Below are 20,803 nucleotides of genomic sequence, written 5' to 3'. Positions count from 1 at the left end.
CACCTCGCACGGAAGCCGCGACGGCCGGCGCGTTCACGCGCGGGTCTTCTCTTTCAACCGCCAGACCTGAGGGTTTCAACATGACCAGCGCAGCTGAAGCACAAAGCTTGCCGGAGACGATGAACATCATCGATCACTCGGACGAGGAGATCGTGGAGATCGCCCACCCCATGTGGGCCGATCTGGTCAAGTATTCGAACAAGGGGCAGTACGGCAAATTCGTCCGCCGGTTCTCCTACCACCTGCTGTTCGGGCTCAACGAGGTCGAAGTCGGCAAGCAGTTCGCCCAGAGCGAACTGACCCGCAACCTGAGCGCGGACTGGGACTTCCTCGGCATTATCCGTCGGGGCGAACACGTCACCGTCCTCTACCGGGTGCGCAGCACGAAGAAGGAGGGCGAATGGCTTGGTCGCATGGTCCTCGGATACGAGGAAGGCGAGGTGCGTATCTTCGGTGCGTCCATTTTCTGAGACTGCGGGACTTTGAATGACAGATGTAATCCAGGACAACAAGTACGTCGAACTGAACTACCAGGTGATCGACGAGAAATCCGGCCAGGTTCTGACCGAGGTCGAGTTCCCGCTCGGTTATGTGCACGGCGTGAACGAGGTCCTTTCACCCCAGGTGATGGGCGAGCTGGAAGGCAAGGCCCAGGGCGAGACCATCGAGGTTCCCATCGACTGCAACGCCCTGTACGGGCCGCGTGACGAGTCCCTCGTGATCACCGAATCGATCGAGAACGTGCCCGAGGAGTACCGCGAGGTCGGCACCGCCATCCTGATGGAGAACGAGCGCGGCCAGACCAAGAGCTTCCTGGTGACCCGGATGGACGACCAGACCATCACCATCGACGGCAACAACCCGCTGTGTGGTCGACAGGTGGTCTTCAAGCTGAACATCCTGCTGGTGCGGGATGCCAGCGCAGAAGAAATCGAGCATGGCGGCAAGGTGGAGACGGGGCCGGAGATCGACAGCGGGCGAGCGGTCCCCATCGAGTGATGGACCACGTTCGCCCGGTTTTGTCAGTGAGTCGGGGGCGAGACGGCGTTTCTTCCGTCCCCTCTTTTTTCATCGCAGCGAGGTGAATGCACCATGAGTCAGCAATCCGACAAGAAGCACCCGGAAGTTCCGGACGGCAAGTCACGCTTTCTGATAACCCGGCAGATGAAGCCGAACGAAAAGGGCTTTGTCGGCTACGAGACCATCTGGGAACCCTTCCAGAAAGAGGCCGAGTACCAGACACCCAAGCGCCCCTGAAGCCGCGGCGTGAAGGCCCTACCCCGGTAAACGGGGTCCGGGACTAGTCTCTTGTGCAGCAAAATGGCCCCCGCCGGGGCGTAGTCCGGCGGGGGCCTTTTACTGCCTGCCCGCCGACAGTCCTGGCTGCCGGCTGGCTCTTGCTACGGCGTCAGAAGTCGTAGCGCATGCCAACGGAGAATGCGGTGGCCGTTTCCCCGGCGGCGCCACCCGGCGTTGCGCTGCGCGCCTGGCCCCACGGTGTCAGGCTGGAGACGGCGTCATTGTCGACGGTCGCAATGTCGCCGTAAAAGCGCAGGTCGCTGTCGAGGCGGTACTCCAGGCCAATCGCGTACATCGTGGCGTCGGCATCATCCAGATCGGAATCGAGCTGAAAGACGTGGCTGTTGAGACGCAGGCTGGGCGTCAGACGGAACTGCCCGGCCAGGCCGTACACATCCGCCTCGTCGCCGCTGGTGGTTTCCGAGTTCTGGTAGAACGCCGCCATCCGCAGTGCCGGTGTGATGCTGTAGGCCAGCACAGCACGCACTGCATCCGGGTCTACCGCACCGTCTTCCTGCTTTTCGTAGGCGAGTGCCCCGCTGAAGTCCCCCATGTTGAGGTTCAGCGCGGTCGAGTAGGCCTTGTTGGGCGCGCCATCCTCGGTGGTGGCGTCGCCCGTCTCGTTGGAGTATTGGAGATCCCAGGTCAGGCCCCCGAACTCCGGAGTCCGGTAGTGGATGCTGTTATTGAAGCGTTGATCGAACCGCCCGGTCTGGGCGCGCGAGCGGGCAAGGTTGCGCAAGTCGCCGACGCGATCGCCAAAGAAGTTGGCCTCACCCCGCGCACGCTTGAACGGCGTATCAAACTTACCGATTCGCAGCATGCCCCACTGGTCACCTTTCAGGCCAACGAAGGTATCGCGCGTTGCGAAGCTGAGATCGTTGTCTGCGGCGGTGTCGAAGTCGATTTGCTGCTCGATCTGGAACATGGCGATCAACTGCTCGCGAAACTCGCGCTCGCCCTTGAAGCCCAGGCGGCTGGAATTGCTCGAGACGTTGAATTCGTTGTATTCGGCGCCGTCATCCAGGATGTCGGCGGACAGATGGGCCCGCCCGTACAGCGTCCAGTCGGCAGTGGCCAGGGCCGGGACGACCAGGCCGGCGGCGATCAGACTGGTCAGCAGGTGTTTGCGGTTCATGGAATTCTCCCCTAGTGGCGTTTAAAGGTTGGCGGGGCACGGTGGTGTCCCGACAGGGCGCTAGAATGGGGAGAGCCGGTGAAGGGCCCGTTACGTGGCGATGAACATCGCGTTAAAAGCCAACAGCGTTGCCCGATTACAACGGGCGTTCAGGGAACCGGCCGGAACCCGGGCAGGTCTGCTCTGGCAGGGGCGGCGCGGTCCGCCCGACTGTCAGATCCAGATCAGGGGGTACGAACCGATGGCGAAATCGATCAAGGCGTTGAGCGTAGCGGCGGCACTTTCGTTGTCCGGGCTGGCGGCGGCGCAGGCCGCGGTGACCAGCGTCGCGCAGGGGCTGGATGCCCAGGAGCGGGTGCTGGTGCATGCCCAGGGTATGGCCGCCGAGGATGCCTTCATGGCGCTGGGGGCGCTGACCGTGAAGGGCCGGTTGATGCGCGACAGCGAGCTGGGTCACGAGGGTTACCGGCCCGAGTTAACCGGGGACCCGATGCGGGCGGTCGGCGAGACCTGGCTGGAACTGCTGGACGTGGTCCACGGCCGGCTGGTGGACGATGGCCGCATCCGTGCGCACGCCGGTGGTGATGTCGAGGCGTCACCGGTGGCCTACGCGGATGCCGCGTATCTCTATCACATGCACCACAGTGCCGGACGGTTCGAACACCTCGGGCTCTACGACGAACTGACCCATACACCGTCGCCGCTGATTTCCATCCTGACTAGCCATCTCGTCAATGAGCTCTATGCCGATGGTGCGGTGCATGCCGCGAACGATTCCCGGGGCGATGGCTTCGCGTATGGCCTGGATGCGCTGCACGCGGCGGTCTATGCATGGGTGCGGCAGGACAAGCCCGGTGGTGCGGAGGATATGGGCCAGATGGACCGGGCCGCGCTGTCGGGTTGGCTGGGCCATTCCCGCGAGGATCTGGTGGTCATCGCTCGGGCCCTTGCCGAACGTGCCGAGGCCGCCTGGGATGCGGACGCCGGCATTTACGTGTTCGACCAGGGCGCGGAATGGTCGCTGGACCAGCTCGGCGCAATGCTGCGCGGCCACAAGGCGCTCTACGAGATGCTGTATTTGTACGGGGACTCCGACGATGCAGCGCGCGCCGAAACCCTGGCGGATCGCGCTGCCGCCATTACCGAAGCGGTCGTGGCCGGGCATGGTGCGATGCGTGACTGGGGATTGCCGGCTCGACTGACGTTCGAGGACGGCAAGGCCCGGGCCGCCTCCGATCGCGTCGATACCGCGGCGCAGTGGCGCTTCGTGCACCAGTTGACCGGCGGCTTCTCCCTGCTCCGGGAACGCGAGGGGACCTCCGGGCTCATCGGTGAGCGTGCGCCGGAACTGGAAGGCCAGGTGGGGCGCGCGGTCGACCGCCTGGTCCTCGGTGCGCTGGATTACCAGCTGGGCGACGGGATGATCCCCGCCGCCCTGAGCTACTCTGACGGCCGCGTGATCGATCCGCGTGTGACTACGCGCTCGGTCGCGGCCTTCGTCCAGGCCGTCGGAAATGGGTACCGGGTTGGCGAGGCGTTCGACCGTCCCGGCACCTGGGAAGAGGGCTCGCGACTGGCCGAACGCAGCCGCACCCTGTACGACGCCTTTCTCGCCCATGGCGAGCTGTTGACCGAGCGCCTGATCCTGCGGGAGTAAGGGCGCCGTGGTGCGGGCGGTATCGGTGCCGGAGACCGCGGCGGCAACCGCAGTCCGCGGCCTCCTCGTGCTCGGCCTGCCGATTCTCTGGGTGCCGGCAAGCCCGGTCTGGGCGGAAGACGCGCCGCCCCCGGTCCTCGACCCGGTAGAAGTCACGGTGACCGCGCCGCGCCTGGCGACCCCGCTGGCGGATCTGCCGGCGGCGGTCAGCCGGGTCGACGAACGCCAGGCCACCGAGGGGCGGCAGGGGCTGCAGCTGGACGAGGCGCTCAACCGTGTGCCGGGGTTGTTCGCGCAGAACCGCTACAACTTTGCCCAGGATGCGCGGCTCTCGATCCGCGGTTTCGGTTCGCGCGCCCCGTTCGGGGTGCGCGGGCTGCGTATTCTGCAGGACGGCATCCCCGAGACTACGCCGGACGGGCAGTCGCAGGTGGATGCGATCGATCTGCTGAACCTGCGCGACATCGAGGTCCTGCGCGGGCCCAGCGCGGCGTTGTACGGCAATGCCTCTGGCGGCGTGATCGCTGCGCGCACCCGCGACGGGCGGGATCCGCGCGGATTCGGCGGCGGCGTGCTGATGGGCAGCTACGGTTATCGTCGCGCCGAAGCGGTGGCGGAGCAGAACCATGGGACCCACCGCTATTCCCTGACCGCCCATGATTTCGCCATCGACGGCTACCGCGAACAGTCCACCGCCGAGAAGCGCTATATGCGCCTGCACACCGCCTCGGAGCTGGAGGCGGGCACGCTCAACTTTCACCTGCGCTACCTGGATGCGCCGCGCACCGACGATCCCGGCGGACTCACGCGCGAGGAGATGGAACAGAATCGGCGTGCAGCGGCACCGCGAGCAAAGGAGTTGAACAGCACCCAGGAGGCCGAGCAGCTGACAATGGGGCTCCAGTGGGAGCAGTTGCTGGGCGCCGGCGAGCTGCGCCTCGGCGGATTCTGGACCCAGCGTGATTACGCACAACAGCTTCCATTTCCTACTGACTCAAGAGTGGCGTATGACCGGGATTTCTACGGTCTCAACGCCCAGTACGAGCAAGACTTCGGGCGGACCCGAGTGTTGACCGGTATCGACCTGGAGGAACAGCGCGACGACCGGACTCGCCGCTGTACGTCGGGCACTTTCGAGCCTGGGGAGCTGGATTGCGACGATGACGAAGTGGTCGGCGATCTGGCTCTGGATCAGCGCGAACGGGCCCGCTCGCGCGGGGTGTTCGTGCAGACCGATACGGCGCTCGGGTCGGACTGGAACCTGGTTCTGGGCGCCCGACACGATCGCGTCCGCATGTCCATCGACGATCACTTCTCTACCCAGGTGGGGCAGCCCGATCAATCGGGCGCGCGTACCTTCGAAGAGACCAGTGGCATGGCCGGGCTGATCTGGCACTTCCGGCCCGAGTATCGCGCCTACGTGAATGTGGCGACCAACTTCGAGACCCCGACCTTCACCGAGTTTGCCAATCCGGAGGGCGGGGGCGGCTTCAACCCCGAGGTGGAGCCACAACGGGCGCGCAGTATCGAGGTCGGTATCCGGCGCGAGAATCCGCAGCTCTCCTGGGAGGCCTCGTTCTATGCCACGCGGGTTCGAGACGAGATCGTCGTGGACGACGAGGGAGATTTCCGCGATTTCTATGAGAATGCGGGACGTACGGCGCGTGAAGGGGTGGAGCTTGGAGTCGAGTGGCGGGCGTCGGAGGCCTGGACCTTGAGCAGTGCGCTGAGTCTGAACCGCTTTCAGTTTCGGGAGTATGCGGATGCTGGGGGCGAGCACTTCGACGGCAACCGCATGCCGGGGCTGCCGCGCGAGCAGTTGTTCGTCGAGGCCGACTGGCGCGACGGCCCCTGGTTCGTGACCGTGGACACGCTGCACGTGGGGTCGCGTTACGCGGACAATGCGAACACGGAGAAGGTGGGGCCGCAGACGACGCTGAATCTGCGCGCCGGCCGGTTCTGGCGGCAGGGCGGTACCCGCGCCGAGGCCTTCGTCGCCGCCAACAACCTGCTGGATGCGGACCACGTCGACAACATCCGTATCAATGCGGCGGGCGGCCGCTACTACGAGCCCGCGCCCGGCCTGACCTTGATGGCGGGGGTGCGGATGTATTTCGGACAGTGAGCGGGGTGGGACCGGTGCGGTTCGCTGCGCTCACGGCACCCTGCGATCGGCGGGTCCGGAAGCATCATTGCAGGATGCGCTGAGCGCAACGAACCGCATCCACACACGTGTCCGACTAATCGCGACGCCACGGCTCGTCCGACGACTTCCCGGGCTCGATCTCGTCCAGGCGCCCCTGTTCGATCTTGCGCAGGGTCTCCGGGTCGGTGTCGTCGTCCTCCTCCCAGGCGGGCCGCCGTGCCCGGGGTAACGGGTCGCGGCGGTACAGAAACCAGCCGCAGACCGCGCCGACCACCGCTCCGAACAAATGCGCCTCGAACGACACCCGGGGGGTGCTGGGAAAGACGCCCCACAGCATGCTGCCGTAGAGGAACAGGATGATGATGGCGAGCGCGATGGATAGCGCATCGCGGCGGCGGATGCCGATCACGACGGCAAAGAACATCAGCCCGTGGGTCAGGCCCGAGGCACCGATATGCAGCCCCTCGCGGGCGAACAGCCAGACGCCCAGCCCGCCCATCAGCCAGATCAGCGGGACCGCCACGCGTGTGGCACGGGGAAAACCGTAGAGGGTGAGCATGCCCAGTACCCAGAGAGTCGGGACATTGGCCAGCAGGTGGCCCCAGGAGCCGTGGATCAGCGGCGAGGTGATGATGCCCAGCGCGCCGACGGCATCGCGCGGGAGGATGCCCAGGCGTGACCAGTCGCCGCCGGTCAGCTCCTGCAGCGCATGGATCGCGATCAGGATGCCGGCGCCGAGCAGGGGCCAGATCAGGGCACGCCGAATGCGCTCGCGTTCCGCCCTGGGATCGGTCGGGGGTGCCGGCCGGCGCAGATTCATCATGCGCCTAGCCTGCCATGCCTTGGAGCTGGGTCCAATTTCTCCAGTCCCCGGGCGCCGGCCCCAGCACCATCATTGCGAGGAGGCGAAGCCGACGCGGCACAAAAGCAGCGAAGCTGCCTTGAACGGCCGAAGGCCGGCCCGAAGGGCGAGCGGAGCGAGTAACCTCCGAAAGCTGGCGCCTAATTGGGAGCCGGTGGTTCCGGATGGAGGTTGCCGCGGCCCCTCCGGGGCCTCGCAATGACGGTGCGAGTACGTAGTCGCGCGCGGGTCAGTGCCCGCCCGGCCCCAGGTCGGCGCCCTTGTCGTGCAGGGCAAGCTTGTCGTGGAGTTCACCACTCTCGCCGCGCGGGGCCTTGACCTCGACCTCCATGCCGTTACGGCGGAACTTGCCGACGACCTTGTCGATCGCGGCCACCGCCGAGCTGTCCCACAGCGAGGCGCGCGTCAGGTCGATCTCGACGTTGTGGATGCGTTCGCGGTAGTCGAAGCTGTCGATGAACTTGTCCACGGCGACGAAGAAGAGCTGGCCGCGAACGGTATAGATGCGGGTCTTGCCGTCCTCCGACAGGTCGCTTTTCACGTCGACGGCCTTGACCATCTTGCGTGCGAAGAAGATCGCCGAGAGCAGCACGCCGGCGAACACGCCCATCGACAGGTCGTGGGTGATCACGGTGACCGCGACGGTCACGATCAGCACCACGGCATCGGTGCGCGGCAGCTTGTGCAGCGTGGTCAGCGAGCCCCAGTCGAAGGTGGCGATGGAGACCATGATCATCACCGCGACCAGCGCGGCCATCGGGATGATCGACACCAGATCGCCCAGGAACACGATGAACAGCAGGAGGAAGAGGCCGGCCGCCAGCGTGGACAAACGGCCGAGCCCTCCGGACTTGATGTTGATGACCGACTGGCCAATCATCGCGCAGCCGGCCATGCCGCCGAAGAAGCCGGTGACGATGTTGGCGATGCCCTGGCCCTGGGCCTCGCGATTCTTGCCGGAGGGGGTGTCGGTCAGGTCATCGAGGATCGAGGCCGTCAGCAGCGACTCCAGCAGACCAACGATCGCCAGCGCGAACGCGGTCGGGAAGATGATCTGCAGGGTCTCCAGGTTCCACGGGATGTCGGGGAACAGGAACACCGGCAGGCCGGAGGGCAGGTCGCCCATGTCGCCGACTTCCAGCGTGGGCATGCCCATGTAGTAAACGACGGCGGTTAGCGCGATGATCGCGACCAGCGGTGGCGGCAGGAGCTTCGGGTAGCCCGGGATCATCGGCAGGCCGTAGAGGATGATCAGGCCGGTCGCGACCAGCGCCCACATGGTGGTGTCGCCATCGACCAGGTACGGCACCTGGGAGAGAAAGATCAGGATCGCCAGCGCGTTGACGAAGCCGACCAGCACCGTTCGGGGGATGAACATCATGTAGCGCGCGAGCTTGGCCCACGAGAACAGGAGCTGGATGAGCCCGGTCAGGATCGTGGCCGCCAGCAGGTACTGCAGCCCGTGCTCGGCCACCAGCGTGACCGTGAGCAGGGCCATCGCCCCGGTTGCCGCCGAGATCATTCCGGGGCGCCCGCCGGCGAAGGCGATCACCACGGCCATCGTGAACGAGGCGTACAGGCCTACGCTGGGATCCACGCCGGCGATGATGGAGAAGGCGATCGCCTCGGGGATCAGGGCCAGTGCGACCACGATCCCGGCGATCAGGTCGCCGCGGACATTGAAGAACCAGACCTTGCGCTGGCGGGACAGGAAGTCTTGTATGGTCTGCTGCACGTTGCGTTCCCCAATACCGATGCGCGCCGAAGCCGACCCGGGTCGGGATCAACGGGTGAACGAACAGGTACCAGAGACTTTGGGAGGCACGGATCAACACGAGTGGGTGGATCGGCGCTTCCCCGGTGAAGTAGCCGGGCCCGGTTGCCACCAGTGGATGGCGCGGTTGCAAGCGGTTCGTGGCCAGTACAGACTGAGAACCGCTCTGGAAAGGCGCGAAATTATACCACTCCATTAGTCGTTTCTGAAGTTTTCATGCCCGCGAGCCCGCACGCCGGGCCGCTTTCATGCGATCAAAAAGGGGATCCCCATGCTGCAGCGCGTCATCATCGCCATCGACTTCTCGCCCGCCTCGGCGGCGGCCCTGGCGGTTGCCCGCCAGCACTGCCCGGGGGCGAAGAAGCGGTTGCTCTACGTGATGAAGCCGTCGGAAGTGGCCGGTCCCAGCTCCGCCGGTGCGTTCAGTGGTGCGGGCTCGTCGCCGCTGAACGCGAAGGAAATGCGCAACTCGGCGGAAGAGAAGGTGCGTGCGCAGTTGCAGGAGTGGGCGGAGGCAGACGACGACGTCGCGATCGCCGTGGGCAGTGCCCCGGAAGAAATCTCGCGCCACGCCGAGGAGTGGGGCGCGGACATGATCGTGATGGGGACCCGCGGGCGTAGTCAGATCGCCAACATGCTCTCCGGCTCGGCGACCGAGTGGCTGGTGCGCAATGCACGCCTGCCGGTGCTGGTGGTGCACGACGTGCCGTTGTCCGACTCGATGAAGGAAAAGCTGCCGCCGGAAGGCGCCGTCGACTGAGCTGGCTCGCCGTTCCCCGACACGCAGAAGGCCCGCTTTCAGCGGGCCTTTCTCGTTCCTGCGGAATGCTCTTGCAGCGTCGGTGCCCCGGACCGTAGGAGCTCAGCCCTCTGAGCGATAGGGCTTGATCCACGCCCCATCGGCCAGAGGCTGGCCTCCTACGGGGGCGGGGCCGCGCCGGGGTGTTTTTCAGGGCACCGTTATGGCGAGCCCCCGCAGGGGCCGTGGCCATCTCCAGACGCCGCACCGGGCCTGGCTTCCGGCGAGTGGCGGGGCGGCGCTGGAGATCGCCACGGCGCTTCGCGCCTCGCGATGACGGGTACGCCGGGCCTCAGCCCCCGGTCATGGACATGAACCGCATCACCTTCTCCGGGCGCTCGGAGAATTCGTGGCGTTCCGGCTTCAGGTTGATGGCCTGGACCACCAGGTCCTCCAGCTCGGAATCGGTGCAGCCCTCGCGCAGGTAGGGGCGCAGGTTCAGGCTGTGGTCGTTGCCCAGGCAGGTGTAGATCGTGCCGTCCACCGACAGGCGCACACGGTTGCAGGTATCGCAGAAGTGCTGCGAGATCGGGGTGATGAAGCCGATGCGCACGTCGGTATCCGGGATCTGCATGTAGCGCGCCGGGCCGCCGCCGGGCATCACGCCGGGCACCAGGTTGTAGCGCGGTTCCAGGCGGGCGCGCACGTCCTGCAGGTTCACGTAATGCCCCTCTTTCGCCTCGCGGCCGGTATCGCCCATGGGCATGGTCTCGATGAAGCGCAGGGTAAACCCGTGCTCGATGCAGAAGTCGACCATGTCCTCGACCTCCGGCTCGTTGATCCCGCCCATCACGACCATGTTGATCTTGATCGGGTCGAGCCCGGCGGCCTTGGAGGCCATCAGCCCGTCCAGCACCTTCTCCAGCTTGCCGCCGGTGATCTCCTTGAAGACCTCGGGCTTGAGCGAGTCGAGGCTGACATTGATGCGGCCGACGCCGGCGTCCTTCAGTTCCTGCGCGTGGCGCGCCATGCGTGTGGCGTTGGTGGACAGCGAGATGTCGTCGATGCCGGGCAGGGCATTCAGGCGCGCGGCCAGATCCGGCAGGTTCTTGCGCACCAGCGGTTCGCCGCCGGTCAGGCGCACGCGACGGGTGCCGAGGCGGCCGAAGGCGCCCATCACCCGCTCGATCTCCTCGAAGCTGAGCCAGTGGTCGGGCTCCTCGAAGTCGCGGAACCCCTTGGGCATGCAGTAGAAGCAGCGCAGGTCGCAGCGGTCCGTGACCGAGAGGCGGACATACTCGATGCGGCGTCCGAAGGTGTCGACCAGGGCGTTCTCGTCCTTGAGGTGTTGGTCCATGGGGTCATCCTTCCTGCCGGTGAGGGCGATATGTTCCACGATACACATCGTAGACCACTGGCCCGGGAACGCAACAAGAATGCCCCAGATTCGCTATGGCAATAAACAAAATCTCTCGCAGATAATCTTTCCTTATTTCTAGATAAGAAGTTTTCGTTGGCCAGAAGTCCCGTTTATGGCCAATATGGCCCCTGAATAAGCAAACCGTAATCTATGGGGTCGTCTGAATGAGCGCGTTGCCCGAGTTCGAGAACCACAGCGAGCAGGAAATCAAGTACACCACCTGCTACATGTGTGCCTGCCGCTGCGGCATCAAGGTTACCGTCCAGAACAACAAGGTCCGCTATATCCAGGGCAATCGGCACCACCCGATCAACAAGGGTGTGCTCTGTGCCAAGGGTAACGCCGGGATCATGAAGCAGCAGTCCCCCGCGCGCCTGCATCAGCCGATGCGCCGCAAGCCGGGCACCGAGCGCGGCGCCGGCGAGTTCGAGCCGATCTCCTGGGACGAGGCCCTGGACACCCTGTCCACGCGCCTGCAGAAGATCCGCGAGACCGACCCGCGCAAGCTGGCGTTCTTCACCGGCCGTGACCAGATGCAGGCCCTGACCGGCCTGTGGGCGACCCAGTTCGGTACCTACAACTGGGCGGCCCATGGCGGTTTCTGCTCGGTGAACATGGCGACCGGCGGTCTGTATACCACCGGCTTCGCCTTCTGGGAATTCGGCGACCCCGACTGGGACCGCACCAAGTACCACATGCTCTGGGGCGTGGCGGAAGACCATGCCTCCAACCCGATCAAGATCGGGCTGGAGAAGCTCAAGCGCAGCGGCGGCAAGTTCGTCGCCATCAACCCGGTGCGTACCGGTTATCAGGCAATTGCCGACGAGTGGGTGGGCATCAAGCCCGGTACCGACGGCCTGTTCGCGCTGTCGATGCTGCACGTGCTGCTGAAGAACGACCAGTTCGACTGGGACTTCCTGGTGCGCTACACCAACGCCACTCAGCTCGTGGTGCAGACCCCGGGCCAGAAGGGCGACGGCCTGATCCTGCGTGACGACGATGGCAACCCGCTGGTGTGGGAGCTGGAGCAGGAGGCCTTCGTCGACGGCAGCCAGGTGGATATCAAGCCGGCCCTGTTCGGCGAATACACCGCCCCGGATGGCCGCCCGGTCAAGACCGTGATGACCCTGCTGGCCGAGCGCTACCTGTCGGATGAGTATTCCCCGGAGAACACCGAAGAAGTCACCGGTGTGCCGGCCAAGCAGACCGAGCGCCTGGCGCTGGAGATGGCCCACGTCGCCTTCAAGGAGACCATCGAGCTCGATATCGAGTGGACCGACTCCTGGGGCCGCAAGCACGACAAGGTGTTCGGGCGTCCGGTGTCCATGCATGCGATGCGCGGCATCTCCGCGCACTCCAATGGCTTCCAGACCTGCCGCGCGATCCATCTGCTGCAGATCATGCTCGGCTCGGTGGACTGCCCCGGTGGCCACCTGGCCAAGCCGCCTTACCCGAAGCATGTCCCGCCGGGCATCAAGCCGGCCAAGGAATGCGCGCCGAACACCCCGCTGAAGAGCCCGCCGCTCGGTTTCCCGACCGCGCCGGAGGACCTGGTCATCGATGACGACGGCAATCCGCTGCGCATCGACAAGGCCTTCTCCTGGGATGCGCCGATCTCCAACCATGGCCTGATGCACATGGTGGTGACCAACGCGGTCAACGGCGATCCCTATCCGATCGACACGCTGATCTTCTTCATGGCGAACATGTCCTGGAACTCCTCGATGAATACCGCCGAGGTGATGGACATGCTGCGGGCCAAGGACGAGAACGGCGAGTACAAGATCCCGTTCCTGGTGGTCTCGGATGCGTTCCATTCGGAGACGGTCAACTTCGCCGACCTGGTGCTCCCGGACACCACTTATCTGGAGCGCTACGACACCATCTCCATGCTGGACCGCCCGATCTCCGAACCGGCCGCGGCGGCGGACTCCATCCGTCACCCGATCCTCGAGGTCGATCGCAACGTGCGCCCGTGGCAGGAGGTCATGGTCGAGCTGGCCGGGCGTCTGAAGTTCCCGGCGTTCACCAAGGACGACGGCAGCCGCAAGTTCGCGGACTACAAGGACTTCATCGTCAATTACGAGAAGGAGCCGGGTATCGGCTTCCTGTCCGGCTACCGCGGCAAGGACGGCACGACCCATCTGCGCGGCGAGCCGAACCCGAAGCAGTGGGAGGCGTACATCGAGAACCAGGGGTTCTTCGTGCATCACCTCGCACCGAGCCAGCAGTTCTATCGCTACGCCAACAAGGACTACCTGGAGCTGGCCAAGCACGCCGGCTGGGTGGGCAAGACCGATCCGATCACGATCGAGCTCTACTCCGAGACCCAGCAGCGCTTCAAGCTGGCCGGCCAGGGGCTGTATGACGGCCCGCAGCCGACCAAGCAGGAGCACAAGGATCGCCTGACGCAGTTCTTCGATCCGTTGCCGATCTGGCACAAGCCGCTGGAGCAGACCCGTATCGACGAGGACGAGTACCCGTTCTACGCGGTCAACCAGCGCCCGATGTTCATGTACCACTCCTGGGATTCGCAGAACGCCTGGCTGCGCCAGATCTGCGCCCAGAACTACCTGTACATGAACCGCGGCAAGGCGCAGTCCATGGGTATCGAGGACATGTCCTGGGTCTGGCTGGAGTCGCACAACGGCAAGATCCGCGTGCAGGTCAAGCTGATCGAGGGCTGCGAGCCCAGCACTGTCTGGACCTGGAACGCCATCGGCAAGCAGAAGGGCGCCTGGGGTCTGAAGCCGGACGCCAACGAGTCCAACAAGGGCTTCCTGATGAACCACCTGATCAGCGAGCTGCTGCCGAAAAAGGGTGATCCGGTGGACAACATCACCAATTCCGACCCGGTGACCGGTCAGGCCGCGTGGTACGACCTGAAGGTCAAGATCACGCCGGCGGATCCGGACGAGGCCAACACCTGGCCCGAGTTCGACACGATCAAGCCGGCCCCCGGTATGTCCGAGGCCCCGGACCAGCTGCGCTACGCGGCGCACAAGCCGGTGCACCTGAATCGCTCCATCCGCGACGTGCTGACCCGCGGTTCGCTGGACGAAGACAAGTAAACGCCACGAACCCGGGACATGCCGCCGGCAGCGACCGGCGGCTCGAGAGAATTTGAGGAGTAGCTGTATGCGACTTGGACTCGTAATCGACATGGACACCTGCGTGGGCTGCCACGCCTGCGCGGTGGCCTGCAAGCAGTGGAACACCAGCGGCACCACCGGTGCGCTGACCGACTATCGCCCGTATGGCGAGGATCCCAGCGGCGTGTGGTTCAACCGCATCCGCCACTATGAAGTCGGGGACTACCCCAACAACAAGACCGTCAACATCCCCATGTCCTGCATGCACTGCCAGCATGCCGACTGCGTGAATGTCTGCCCGACCGGCGCTTCCTACAAGCGCCCGGAAGACGGCATCGTGCTGGTCGACCAGGACAAGTGCATGGGCTGCAACTACTGCGCCTGGGCCTGCCCCTATGGTGCTCGCGAGCTGGATCGCGAGGACGGGGTGATGAAGAAGTGCACGCTGTGCGTGGATCGCATCTACGACGAGCAGCTGCCGCCGGAAGAGCGCCAGCCCGCCTGCGTGATCACCTGCCCGGCGCATGCCCGGTTCTTTGGTGACTTCGACGACGACAACTCCGAAGTCAGCCGCCTGGTGCGCGAGCGCGGCGGGGTGAAGCAGATGCCGGAGCTGGGCTACAAGCCGGTCAACACCTATCTGCCCCCGCGTATCACCCGCCCCATCCCGACCGACGACGTGCGGGCCAACAAGTTGGTCACCTCGGTGAAGGACTGGGTCAACAAGATGGTCGCGCGCTAGGCGCGGCCCGAACGGGAGAATTCATATGCATCCGGCATTTTCCGTCATCCTGTTTACCGTCATCTCGGGCGCGGGCTATGGCCTGTTCATCCTGCTGGCGGCGTTCCATCTCGCGGGCATTGGTCCGGCGATGAGCCACGGTGAGCTGCTCGCGCACGGCGTCGCGTCGCTCGGCATGATCACCCTGGGGCTGATGCTCTCCACCGGTCACCTGGCGAACAAGAAGAACGCCTGGCGTTCGTTTATGCGCTTCAAGACCTCCTGGCTGTCACGCGAGGCGGTGTTTGCGGTGCTGTTCTATCCGTTCGCCGGGATCTACGGGCTCGGCGTGCTGCTGCAGGGCTCAGCCATCGGGCCGCTCCCGGCGATGGCGGGCGTGATCGCCGCCGTGCTGGCCGTGGTCACCTTGTTCTCCACGGGCATGATCTACGGTTGCCTGAAGACCATCCGCCAGTGGAACACCGCGCTGACTCCGGCCAACTACATCATGCTGGGCATCGCCACCGGTACCGCGCTGTTTGCCGCCATCGCGGCCGCGTTTGGCAATGCCACCACGATGCACGCCGGTGTAGCGATGGTTGCGCTGGTCGCGGCAGCGGTGCTGAAAGGGATCTACTACTTCTGGATCTCGCGGGTGAACGGCCCGACCATCAATACCGCGACCACCTTCAACCGGGCCACCGTCCGTCTTCTGGATACCGGCCACACCGCCGGCACCTTCCTGACCGACGAGTTCGGCTACGACCCGCGCAAGGACACCATCGACAACATCAAGATGGGCGTTTTCCTGCTCGGCTTCATCGCCCCGGTGCTGGTGTTCGCTTCGATCCTTTCCGGTGCACCCGCTGGCATCGCCTGGCTGGCGGCGGTTTCGAGTCTGGTCGGGATCGGCATGGAGCGCTGGCTGTTCTTCGCCGAGGCGAAGCATGTGGTGCGTCTCTACCACGGTGCCCAAACCTGCACCGACTCCCTGGCCGAGCCGAGCCGTGTCGGCCCGGAAGTGGCCGCGGATACCCGTCGCGGCGACGCGCCCCGTGGCGAGCTGGGCGATACGCCCGGGGGTTCCGGCTCCTGATGCCGGCCCCGCGGGCTGTCCGGCTTGTCCGGCCGCCCGCGGGGGCTTCGAACGACACAAGAACAGGCCAGGGCGGAGGTCATCCGATGCCCTGGCCTTTTTATGTATGGGCGGGACCCGCCAGCAGCTGGAAGCGTGTTACCGGCCCTTGTCGTTCTCGTGCATGCCGTGAACGATGAAATACCCGACGTAAGCGAAGAATGCCACGATGCCGGCCAGGGTCAGGATCGTCAGGATCCCGATGGGCGACTGAAACATGATTTCCATCAGCATGATCTTTCCTCCGGTTGGGTCCATGCACCTTCGACGCTAGCGCCGGTACCGGACACCGAAATTGATCCAGATCATGGCTTGCCCCGATCGGGGCTGTTGTCTGGCCACCGTGCTTCGCGGATGGGTATCATCAAGACGTTACACGGCGGATTCCGCCCCGGCATCCGGCCGGTGGCGTTGCGAGGTCCTCTTGAAACACTGGTACACCGTCCACTGCAAACCTCGCGAGGAGGCCCGCGCGGAGGCCAATCTGGCCCGGCAGGGCTATCACACGTTTCGTCCGCTGATCCGCCGTGCCGCGCGTCGTGGTGGACGGCGCACCACGGTGACCGAATCCCTGTTTCCGCGGTATCTCTTCACGGAACTGTGCGACAGCCACGAAAACTGGGCACCGATCCGTTCCACCCGGGGGGTCCTGGGGCTCGTTCGTTTTGGTCATGTCCCGATCCCGGTGCCCGAGCCGGTGATCGAGGCAATTCGCCTGCGACTGGACCCGGCGAGTGGTTGCCTCGACCTGACCCGTGACGCTGATTTGGTCGCCCGGCAGCCCGTCACGATCACCGAGGGCCCTTTCCAGGGGCATGAGGCGCTATTCCTCGCCCGAACCGGCGACGAGCGCGTCATGGTTCTCATGCAGATCATGAACCAGAGTCAGGAGGTCGAACTTCCGGCTGCGGCGGTGGGGCCTGCGGCCTTGGTAAGCGCGTCCTAGGGGAAACACTGATTAATGTGCACGCTCGCGTTGGCACCCCAGGTTTTCCGAGACAAGGCGCGGTGCGCAGCAGGTAGTGGTTCTACCCGCAAGTGGCGCAACGCAGGATCGGGGAACCTGGGGTGCCAACCCCACAAGCTATTGAACGACGGGGCTCGGCCGCCCGTTGTTGATGAAAACGGGCGCGCGCTCGGCGTTGCGGCTCCCTTGTGCAGAGTGACTGCACGGCCGTCACCGCGCCTTGTTCGCACGCAAAAGCGACTCGAGCGCGAGCGTGCACATTAATCAGTGTTTCCCTGGTGGAGGCGTTGGGTCGAACGTAGTTTTGTGAGGTGTGGTTGGGGCGCTTGCGCCCGAGAGGGTGAGCCGGGGTTTTGCGAAGCACGGCTTCGCGCCGGCGAACGCCAAGGGGTCGGGCTGGCTGCGCGGGCCTCGGCTCGAACGGAGGGGCATGGAGTCGGGCTCCGGGGTGTTCGTGCTTCGCGCCCGAGAGGATGGCTTCGCCGCCTGCGGCGGCTCGGTCCTTCGGACCGGTGCAGCCGTTGGCTGCGCCGCGATGTCGGCCCGCTGCGCGGGCCTCGATTCGAACGGAGGTTCGCGGGGTCGGACTCGGGGGTATTCGGGCCGCGCGCCCGAGAGGATGGCTGCGCGACCTGCGGTCGCTTGGCCCTTCGGGCCGGCACCGCCTGTGGCGGTACCGCGCGTCGGCCCGCTACGCGGGCCTCGGCTCGAACGGAGGTTCGAATCGGGCCCTCGGGGCACACCCCCATAAAGAAGAAGGGCCCCTGAGGGCCCTTCTTCTTTATGATGGCGCGCCCGAGAGGATTCGAACCTCTGACCTCTGCCTCCGGAGGGCAGCGCTCTATCCAGCTGAGCTACGGGCGCAAGACCTACAATGATACGGGCGGCGGCTTCGGCGCGTCCAGCCATATTTGACCACGCCGCTGGGTTTGTGGTCGCGCCCGGCATGATGCCCTATACTCTGCGCCCGATTTGCGCGTACCGCGCGAGCGCTTTCGAAAGAGCACACCACAAGGCCACGCACGGCCAGGATCTCGGAGGGAGAGAAGTGGGAAATCAACCGATCAAGATGGACACCGGGAACAAGGTGTTGCTGTTTATCTCGTCGCTGGCCCTGCTGGGGGCGGTACTCTTTCTGGTGTCGCAGCTTGCGGGCTGGATTGCGGGGATGACGGGTTCCCAGGCGGAGGCCGTGAGTGAGGAGCGCATCGCGCAGCGTATTGCCCCCATTGGTCGGGTCGTTTCCGGCGAGGTGGATACGGCCGCGGAAGCCGCGGATCTGAGTCCGGGTGACATCTACGCCAACGTCTGTGCCGCATGCCACGACAGCGGAGCCTCCGGTGCCCCGATCAAGGACGACACCGACGAATGGGCGAATCGCCTGAACGACAAGGGCCTGGATACGATCTTCGACAATTCCATCAATGGCATCGGCGCCATGCCGGCGCGCGGTGGCGACTCCAGCCTGACCGATGAGCAGATGCGCGACGTGGTCGCCTACATGCTGGACGAGGCCGGGGTCGATCACGACTACGAAGGCAGCGATAACGGCAATGGCGACACCGCCGCTGAAGATGCTGCCGAGGGCGAAGAACCGGTCGCCACGACCGAGACTGGCGCCGCCGCGGCCGATGAAGAGGCCGAAGCGGTTGCGGCCATCGCGGTAGAAGACGGTGATGCCGAGCGCGGCCAGTCGCGCTACAACACCTGCGTCGCCTGCCATGGTGCGCAGGGCCAGGGCACCCCGGTATTCCCCAAGCTGGCCGGTCGTGACGCCGAGTACATCGCGGACAAGCTGGTGCGTTACCGTGCCGGCGAGACCGTCGGCGACCAGACGGCCCTGATGGCGCCCAATGCCGCGAACCTGTCGGATCAGGAGATCGCCGACCTGGCGGTCTACGTGGCAACCTTCGAAGACTGACCGTCTCGCAGCCGAGCCGCTCGAAGGCCCCGCCCGGGAAACCGGGCGGGGCCTTTTGTTTGTCGGCCCCGTGTTCCGGTTACTGGGCGCGCCAGTGATCGAGGGCGCGATAGCTGAGCGCCTCTGTCAGATGGGGTGTGTCAATACGGTCCGCGCCGTTCAGGTCGGCAATGCTGCGCGCCACGCGCAGGATGCGGTGATAGGCCCGCGCGGAAAGCCGGAAGCGTTCCGCCGCCTTGTCCAGCAGCTGGCGATCCTGGGTCGCGAGGGTGGCGTGCCGGTCCAAGCCCGCGCCCTCGAGTGCACTGTTGAGCCCGCCCTGCCGTGCGTGCTGCAGGGCTCGTGCCCGGACCACGCGCTCTGCGACCGCCGCCGATCCTTCGGCAGTCGTCTCCGCGCCGGCCAGCTCACTCGGCGGGATGCGCGGGACCTCGATCGCCAGGTCGATCCGGTCCAGGAGCGGCGCGGACAGGCGCTTGCGGTGGCGGGCCCGCTGTTCCGGGGTGCATTCGCAGCGTTCGGCCAGGTCGCAGTCGAAGCCCTGCGGGCAGGGGTTCATCGCGCCCACCAACTGGAAGCGTGCCGGAAACTCGGCCTGGCGGGCGGCGCGCGAGATATGGATGACGCCGGTCTCCAGGGGTTCGCGCAGCACATCCAGCACCGACCGGTCGAATTCGGTTAGCTCGTCCAGGAACAGCACCCCCTGGTGTGCCAGCGAGATCTCGCCCGGGCGGGGCGTGCTGCCGCCGCCGACCAGCGCGACGCCCGAGGCGGTGTGGTGGGGCGAGCGGAAGGGGCGCTCGCGCCAGTCCCCCCGCAGGTGGGCACTGCCGCGCAGGCTGTGGATCGCAGCCGTTTCCAGTGCCTCGGCCTCTTCCATGGGCGGCAGGATGCCCGGTATGCGAGCCGCCAGCATCGACTTGCCACTGCCGGGCGGCCCGACCATCAACAGATGGTGCCCGCCGGCGGCCGCGATCTCCAGCGCCCGGCGTGCCTGATGCTGGCCGCGCACGTCCGCGAGGTCCGGGTGCGTCGGCGGAGCGCGTTCGGGCGGCTGTGCGGGCGTCAGGGCGTCGCGCCCGGAAAGGGCGGCGCACACCGCGGTCAGGTGCGAGCCGGTGAGGACCCGGGCGCTGCTGGCCAGGGCGGCTTCTGTGCCGTCGTCCGGGCTAACGACCAGGGCGCGCTCGGCATCCGCGGCGGCGATCCCGGCCGCGAGGGTGCCCCCGACCGCGCGCAGCTGACCGTCGAGGCCGAGCTCGCCCAGGAATTCGTGGCGGGCCAGGGCCTCGGCCGGGATCTGCTGGCTGGCGGCCAGGATCCCCAGGGCGATCCCGAGGTCGAAGCGTCCGCCGTCCTTGGGGAGGTCGGCGGGGGCCAGGTTGACGGTGATGCGGCGCCGAGGGAATTCGAAGCCGCTGGTCTGGATCGCCGCGCGTACGCGGTCGCGGCTCTCGCGCACCGCGGCCTCGGGCAGGCCGACGATCTGGAAGGCCGGGAGGCCGTTCGCCAGGTGTGTCTCGATGGTCACCAGCGGGGCATGGATGCCGTCGATGGCGCGGGCGTAGGCGATGGTGACGGGCATCCGTGCCCCTCCGTCTGGGCGCCGGGCATCCGTGCGCGGCGCGTGGGTTCAGGTGGTGATTACTGCCCGGATTCGTCGTTCGGGCGGCTTTCCAGCGCGGCGACGCGCGCCTCCAGTTCCGCCAGGCGTTCGCGGGTGCGTTCCAGCAGGGCGACCTGGATGTCGAAGTCCTCGCGGGTGACCAGGTCCATGCGCTCAAAGCCGCTTTGCAGCGACGAGCGGACCTGGCGCTGGACGTCTTCCTGCATGTGGCGCACCGACTCCGGCAGGCTCTCCGTGATACGGCGGGCGAGATCGTCGAAGCGTTTGGAATCGATCATGCGGTGGTCTCCTGGCGCGTGTGCTTG

General features: G+C 65.8%; 18 protein-coding genes and 1 tRNA gene. 11 read left to right on the top strand and 8 right to left on the bottom strand.

Annotation, left to right across the window (positions count from 1 at the left end; genetic code table 11):
• Positions 1-119 precede the first annotated feature (119 nt).
• From F817_RS0110870 to F817_RS14610, 3 genes are all read left to right on the top strand, one after another.
• A complete protein-coding gene (locus F817_RS0110870; protein ID WP_017942946.1) occupies positions 120-470 on the top strand; it encodes a hypothetical protein in 351 nt (116 codons plus the stop codon).
• Positions 471-486: 16 nt separating this feature from the next.
• Positions 487-999, top strand: coding sequence for a peptidylprolyl isomerase (locus tag F817_RS0110865; protein ID WP_024327677.1), 513 nt, complete (start codon positions 487-489; stop codon positions 997-999).
• A gap of 93 nt (positions 1,000-1,092) precedes the next feature.
• Positions 1,093-1,257: a hypothetical protein gene (locus tag F817_RS14610; RefSeq protein ID WP_196801212.1), complete on the top strand. Its 165-nt coding sequence runs from the start codon at positions 1,093-1,095 to the stop codon at positions 1,255-1,257.
• Positions 1,258-1,408: 151 nt separating this feature from the next.
• Here F817_RS14610 and F817_RS0110855 read toward each other — a convergent pair whose 3' ends face one another.
• On the bottom strand, positions 1,409-2,437 hold the full coding sequence (locus F817_RS0110855) for a porin (RefSeq protein WP_024327676.1): 1,029 nt from the start codon (positions 2,435-2,437) through the stop codon (positions 1,409-1,411).
• Between the two features lie 241 nt (positions 2,438-2,678).
• Between F817_RS0110855 and F817_RS0110850 the strand changes: the two genes are divergently transcribed.
• Together F817_RS0110850 and F817_RS0110845 are read left to right on the top strand one after the other, a co-directional pair.
• A complete protein-coding gene (locus F817_RS0110850) occupies positions 2,679-4,094 on the top strand; it encodes a hypothetical protein (protein WP_024327675.1) in 1,416 nt (471 codons plus the stop codon).
• Between the two features lie 67 nt (positions 4,095-4,161).
• A complete protein-coding gene (locus tag F817_RS0110845; RefSeq protein WP_155988455.1) occupies positions 4,162-6,219 on the top strand; it encodes a TonB-dependent receptor in 2,058 nt (685 codons plus the stop codon).
• A gap of 115 nt (positions 6,220-6,334) precedes the next feature.
• Here F817_RS0110845 and F817_RS0110840 read toward each other — a convergent pair whose 3' ends face one another.
• Both F817_RS0110840 and F817_RS0110835 read right to left on the bottom strand, forming a co-directional pair.
• Positions 6,335-7,063, bottom strand: coding sequence for a rhomboid family intramembrane serine protease (locus F817_RS0110840; protein WP_024327673.1), 729 nt, complete (start codon positions 7,061-7,063; stop codon positions 6,335-6,337).
• 268 nt (positions 7,064-7,331) lie between these two features.
• A complete protein-coding gene (locus tag F817_RS0110835) occupies positions 7,332-8,837 on the bottom strand; it encodes a SulP family inorganic anion transporter (RefSeq protein WP_024327672.1) in 1,506 nt (501 codons plus the stop codon).
• 310 nt (positions 8,838-9,147) lie between these two features.
• Here F817_RS0110835 and F817_RS0110830 point away from each other — a divergent pair, with 310 nt between their 5' ends.
• The gene (locus F817_RS0110830) at positions 9,148-9,636 is read left to right on the top strand and encodes a universal stress protein (RefSeq protein ID WP_024327671.1); all 489 of its coding nucleotides are present in this window, start codon (positions 9,148-9,150) and stop codon (positions 9,634-9,636) included.
• Positions 9,637-9,967: 331 nt separating this feature from the next.
• Here F817_RS0110830 and moaA read toward each other — a convergent pair whose 3' ends face one another.
• Positions 9,968-10,972: a GTP 3',8-cyclase MoaA gene (gene moaA / locus F817_RS0110825; protein ID WP_024327670.1), complete on the bottom strand. Its 1,005-nt coding sequence runs from the start codon at positions 10,970-10,972 to the stop codon at positions 9,968-9,970.
• A 227-nt stretch (positions 10,973-11,199) separates the two neighbouring features.
• Between moaA and F817_RS0110820 the strand changes: the two genes are divergently transcribed.
• From F817_RS0110820 to F817_RS0110810, 3 genes are all read left to right on the top strand, one after another.
• Positions 11,200-14,106 (top strand): molybdopterin oxidoreductase family protein, encoded by a 2,907-nt coding sequence (locus tag F817_RS0110820; RefSeq protein WP_024327669.1) that lies wholly within the window; start codon positions 11,200-11,202, stop codon positions 14,104-14,106.
• Between the two features lie 67 nt (positions 14,107-14,173).
• A complete protein-coding gene (locus F817_RS0110815; RefSeq protein WP_024327668.1) occupies positions 14,174-14,869 on the top strand; it encodes a 4Fe-4S dicluster domain-containing protein in 696 nt (231 codons plus the stop codon).
• A gap of 25 nt (positions 14,870-14,894) precedes the next feature.
• Positions 14,895-15,944: a DmsC/YnfH family molybdoenzyme membrane anchor subunit gene (locus F817_RS0110810; RefSeq protein WP_024327667.1), complete on the top strand. Its 1,050-nt coding sequence runs from the start codon at positions 14,895-14,897 to the stop codon at positions 15,942-15,944.
• Between the two features lie 138 nt (positions 15,945-16,082).
• Here the strand turns inward: F817_RS0110810 and F817_RS14765 are convergent, their stop codons facing one another.
• On the bottom strand, positions 16,083-16,217 hold the full coding sequence (locus F817_RS14765; RefSeq protein WP_017942933.1) for a hypothetical protein: 135 nt from the start codon (positions 16,215-16,217) through the stop codon (positions 16,083-16,085).
• 190 nt (positions 16,218-16,407) lie between these two features.
• On the opposite strand from F817_RS14765, the gene rfaH reads away from it, so the two are divergent.
• Entirely contained in the window at positions 16,408-16,929 is a 522-nt protein-coding gene (rfaH, locus tag F817_RS0110800) for a transcription/translation regulatory transformer protein RfaH (RefSeq protein ID WP_024327666.1), read from the top strand.
• A gap of 808 nt (positions 16,930-17,737) precedes the next feature.
• Here the strand turns inward: rfaH and F817_RS0110795 are convergent.
• Positions 17,738-17,814, bottom strand: a tRNA-Arg gene (locus F817_RS0110795).
• A gap of 184 nt (positions 17,815-17,998) precedes the next feature.
• On the opposite strand from F817_RS0110795, the gene F817_RS0110790 reads away from it, so the two are divergent.
• Entirely contained in the window at positions 17,999-18,871 is an 873-nt protein-coding gene (locus tag F817_RS0110790; RefSeq protein WP_024327665.1) for a c-type cytochrome, read from the top strand.
• A 79-nt stretch (positions 18,872-18,950) separates the two neighbouring features.
• Here the strand turns inward: F817_RS0110790 and F817_RS0110785 are convergent, their stop codons facing one another.
• Together F817_RS0110785 and F817_RS0110780 are read right to left on the bottom strand one after the other, a co-directional pair.
• On the bottom strand, positions 18,951-20,456 hold the full coding sequence (locus F817_RS0110785) for a YifB family Mg chelatase-like AAA ATPase (RefSeq protein WP_024327664.1): 1,506 nt from the start codon (positions 20,454-20,456) through the stop codon (positions 18,951-18,953).
• 59 nt (positions 20,457-20,515) lie between these two features.
• A complete protein-coding gene (locus tag F817_RS0110780) occupies positions 20,516-20,776 on the bottom strand; it encodes an accessory factor UbiK family protein (RefSeq protein ID WP_024327663.1) in 261 nt (86 codons plus the stop codon).
• Positions 20,777-20,803: the final 27 nt, after the last annotated feature.

The organism is Thioalkalivibrio sp. AKL19, assembly GCF_000420165.1.
Lineage (GTDB): Bacteria > Pseudomonadota > Gammaproteobacteria > Ectothiorhodospirales > Ectothiorhodospiraceae > Thioalkalivibrio.
This window is presented reverse-complemented; position numbering and strand designations above follow the sequence as displayed.

Coding starts and splice junctions, on each gene's coding strand:
- moaA (WP_024327670.1), bottom strand. CDS start 10,972: ATGGACCAACACCTCAAGGACGAGAACGCCCTGGTCGACACCTTCGGA.
- F817_RS0110780 (WP_024327663.1), bottom strand. CDS start 20,776: ATGATCGATTCCAAACGCTTCGACGATCTCGCCCGCCGTATCACGGAG.
- F817_RS0110785 (WP_024327664.1), bottom strand. CDS start 20,456: ATGCCCGTCACCATCGCCTACGCCCGCGCCATCGACGGCATCCATGCC.
- F817_RS0110830 (WP_024327671.1), top strand. CDS start 9,148: ATGCTGCAGCGCGTCATCATCGCCATCGACTTCTCGCCCGCCTCGGCG.
- F817_RS0110865 (WP_024327677.1), top strand. CDS start 487: ATGACAGATGTAATCCAGGACAACAAGTACGTCGAACTGAACTACCAG.
- F817_RS14765 (WP_017942933.1), bottom strand. CDS start 16,217: ATGCTGATGGAAATCATGTTTCAGTCGCCCATCGGGATCCTGACGATC.
- F817_RS0110815 (WP_024327668.1), top strand. CDS start 14,174: ATGCGACTTGGACTCGTAATCGACATGGACACCTGCGTGGGCTGCCAC.
- F817_RS0110855 (WP_024327676.1), bottom strand. CDS start 2,437: ATGAACCGCAAACACCTGCTGACCAGTCTGATCGCCGCCGGCCTGGTC.
- F817_RS0110850 (WP_024327675.1), top strand. CDS start 2,679: ATGGCGAAATCGATCAAGGCGTTGAGCGTAGCGGCGGCACTTTCGTTG.
- F817_RS0110870 (WP_017942946.1), top strand. CDS start 120: ATGAACATCATCGATCACTCGGACGAGGAGATCGTGGAGATCGCCCAC.
- F817_RS0110810 (WP_024327667.1), top strand. CDS start 14,895: ATGCATCCGGCATTTTCCGTCATCCTGTTTACCGTCATCTCGGGCGCG.
- F817_RS14610 (WP_196801212.1), top strand. CDS start 1,093: ATGAGTCAGCAATCCGACAAGAAGCACCCGGAAGTTCCGGACGGCAAG.
- F817_RS0110820 (WP_024327669.1), top strand. CDS start 11,200: ATGAGCGCGTTGCCCGAGTTCGAGAACCACAGCGAGCAGGAAATCAAG.
- F817_RS0110840 (WP_024327673.1), bottom strand. CDS start 7,063: ATGATGAATCTGCGCCGGCCGGCACCCCCGACCGATCCCAGGGCGGAA.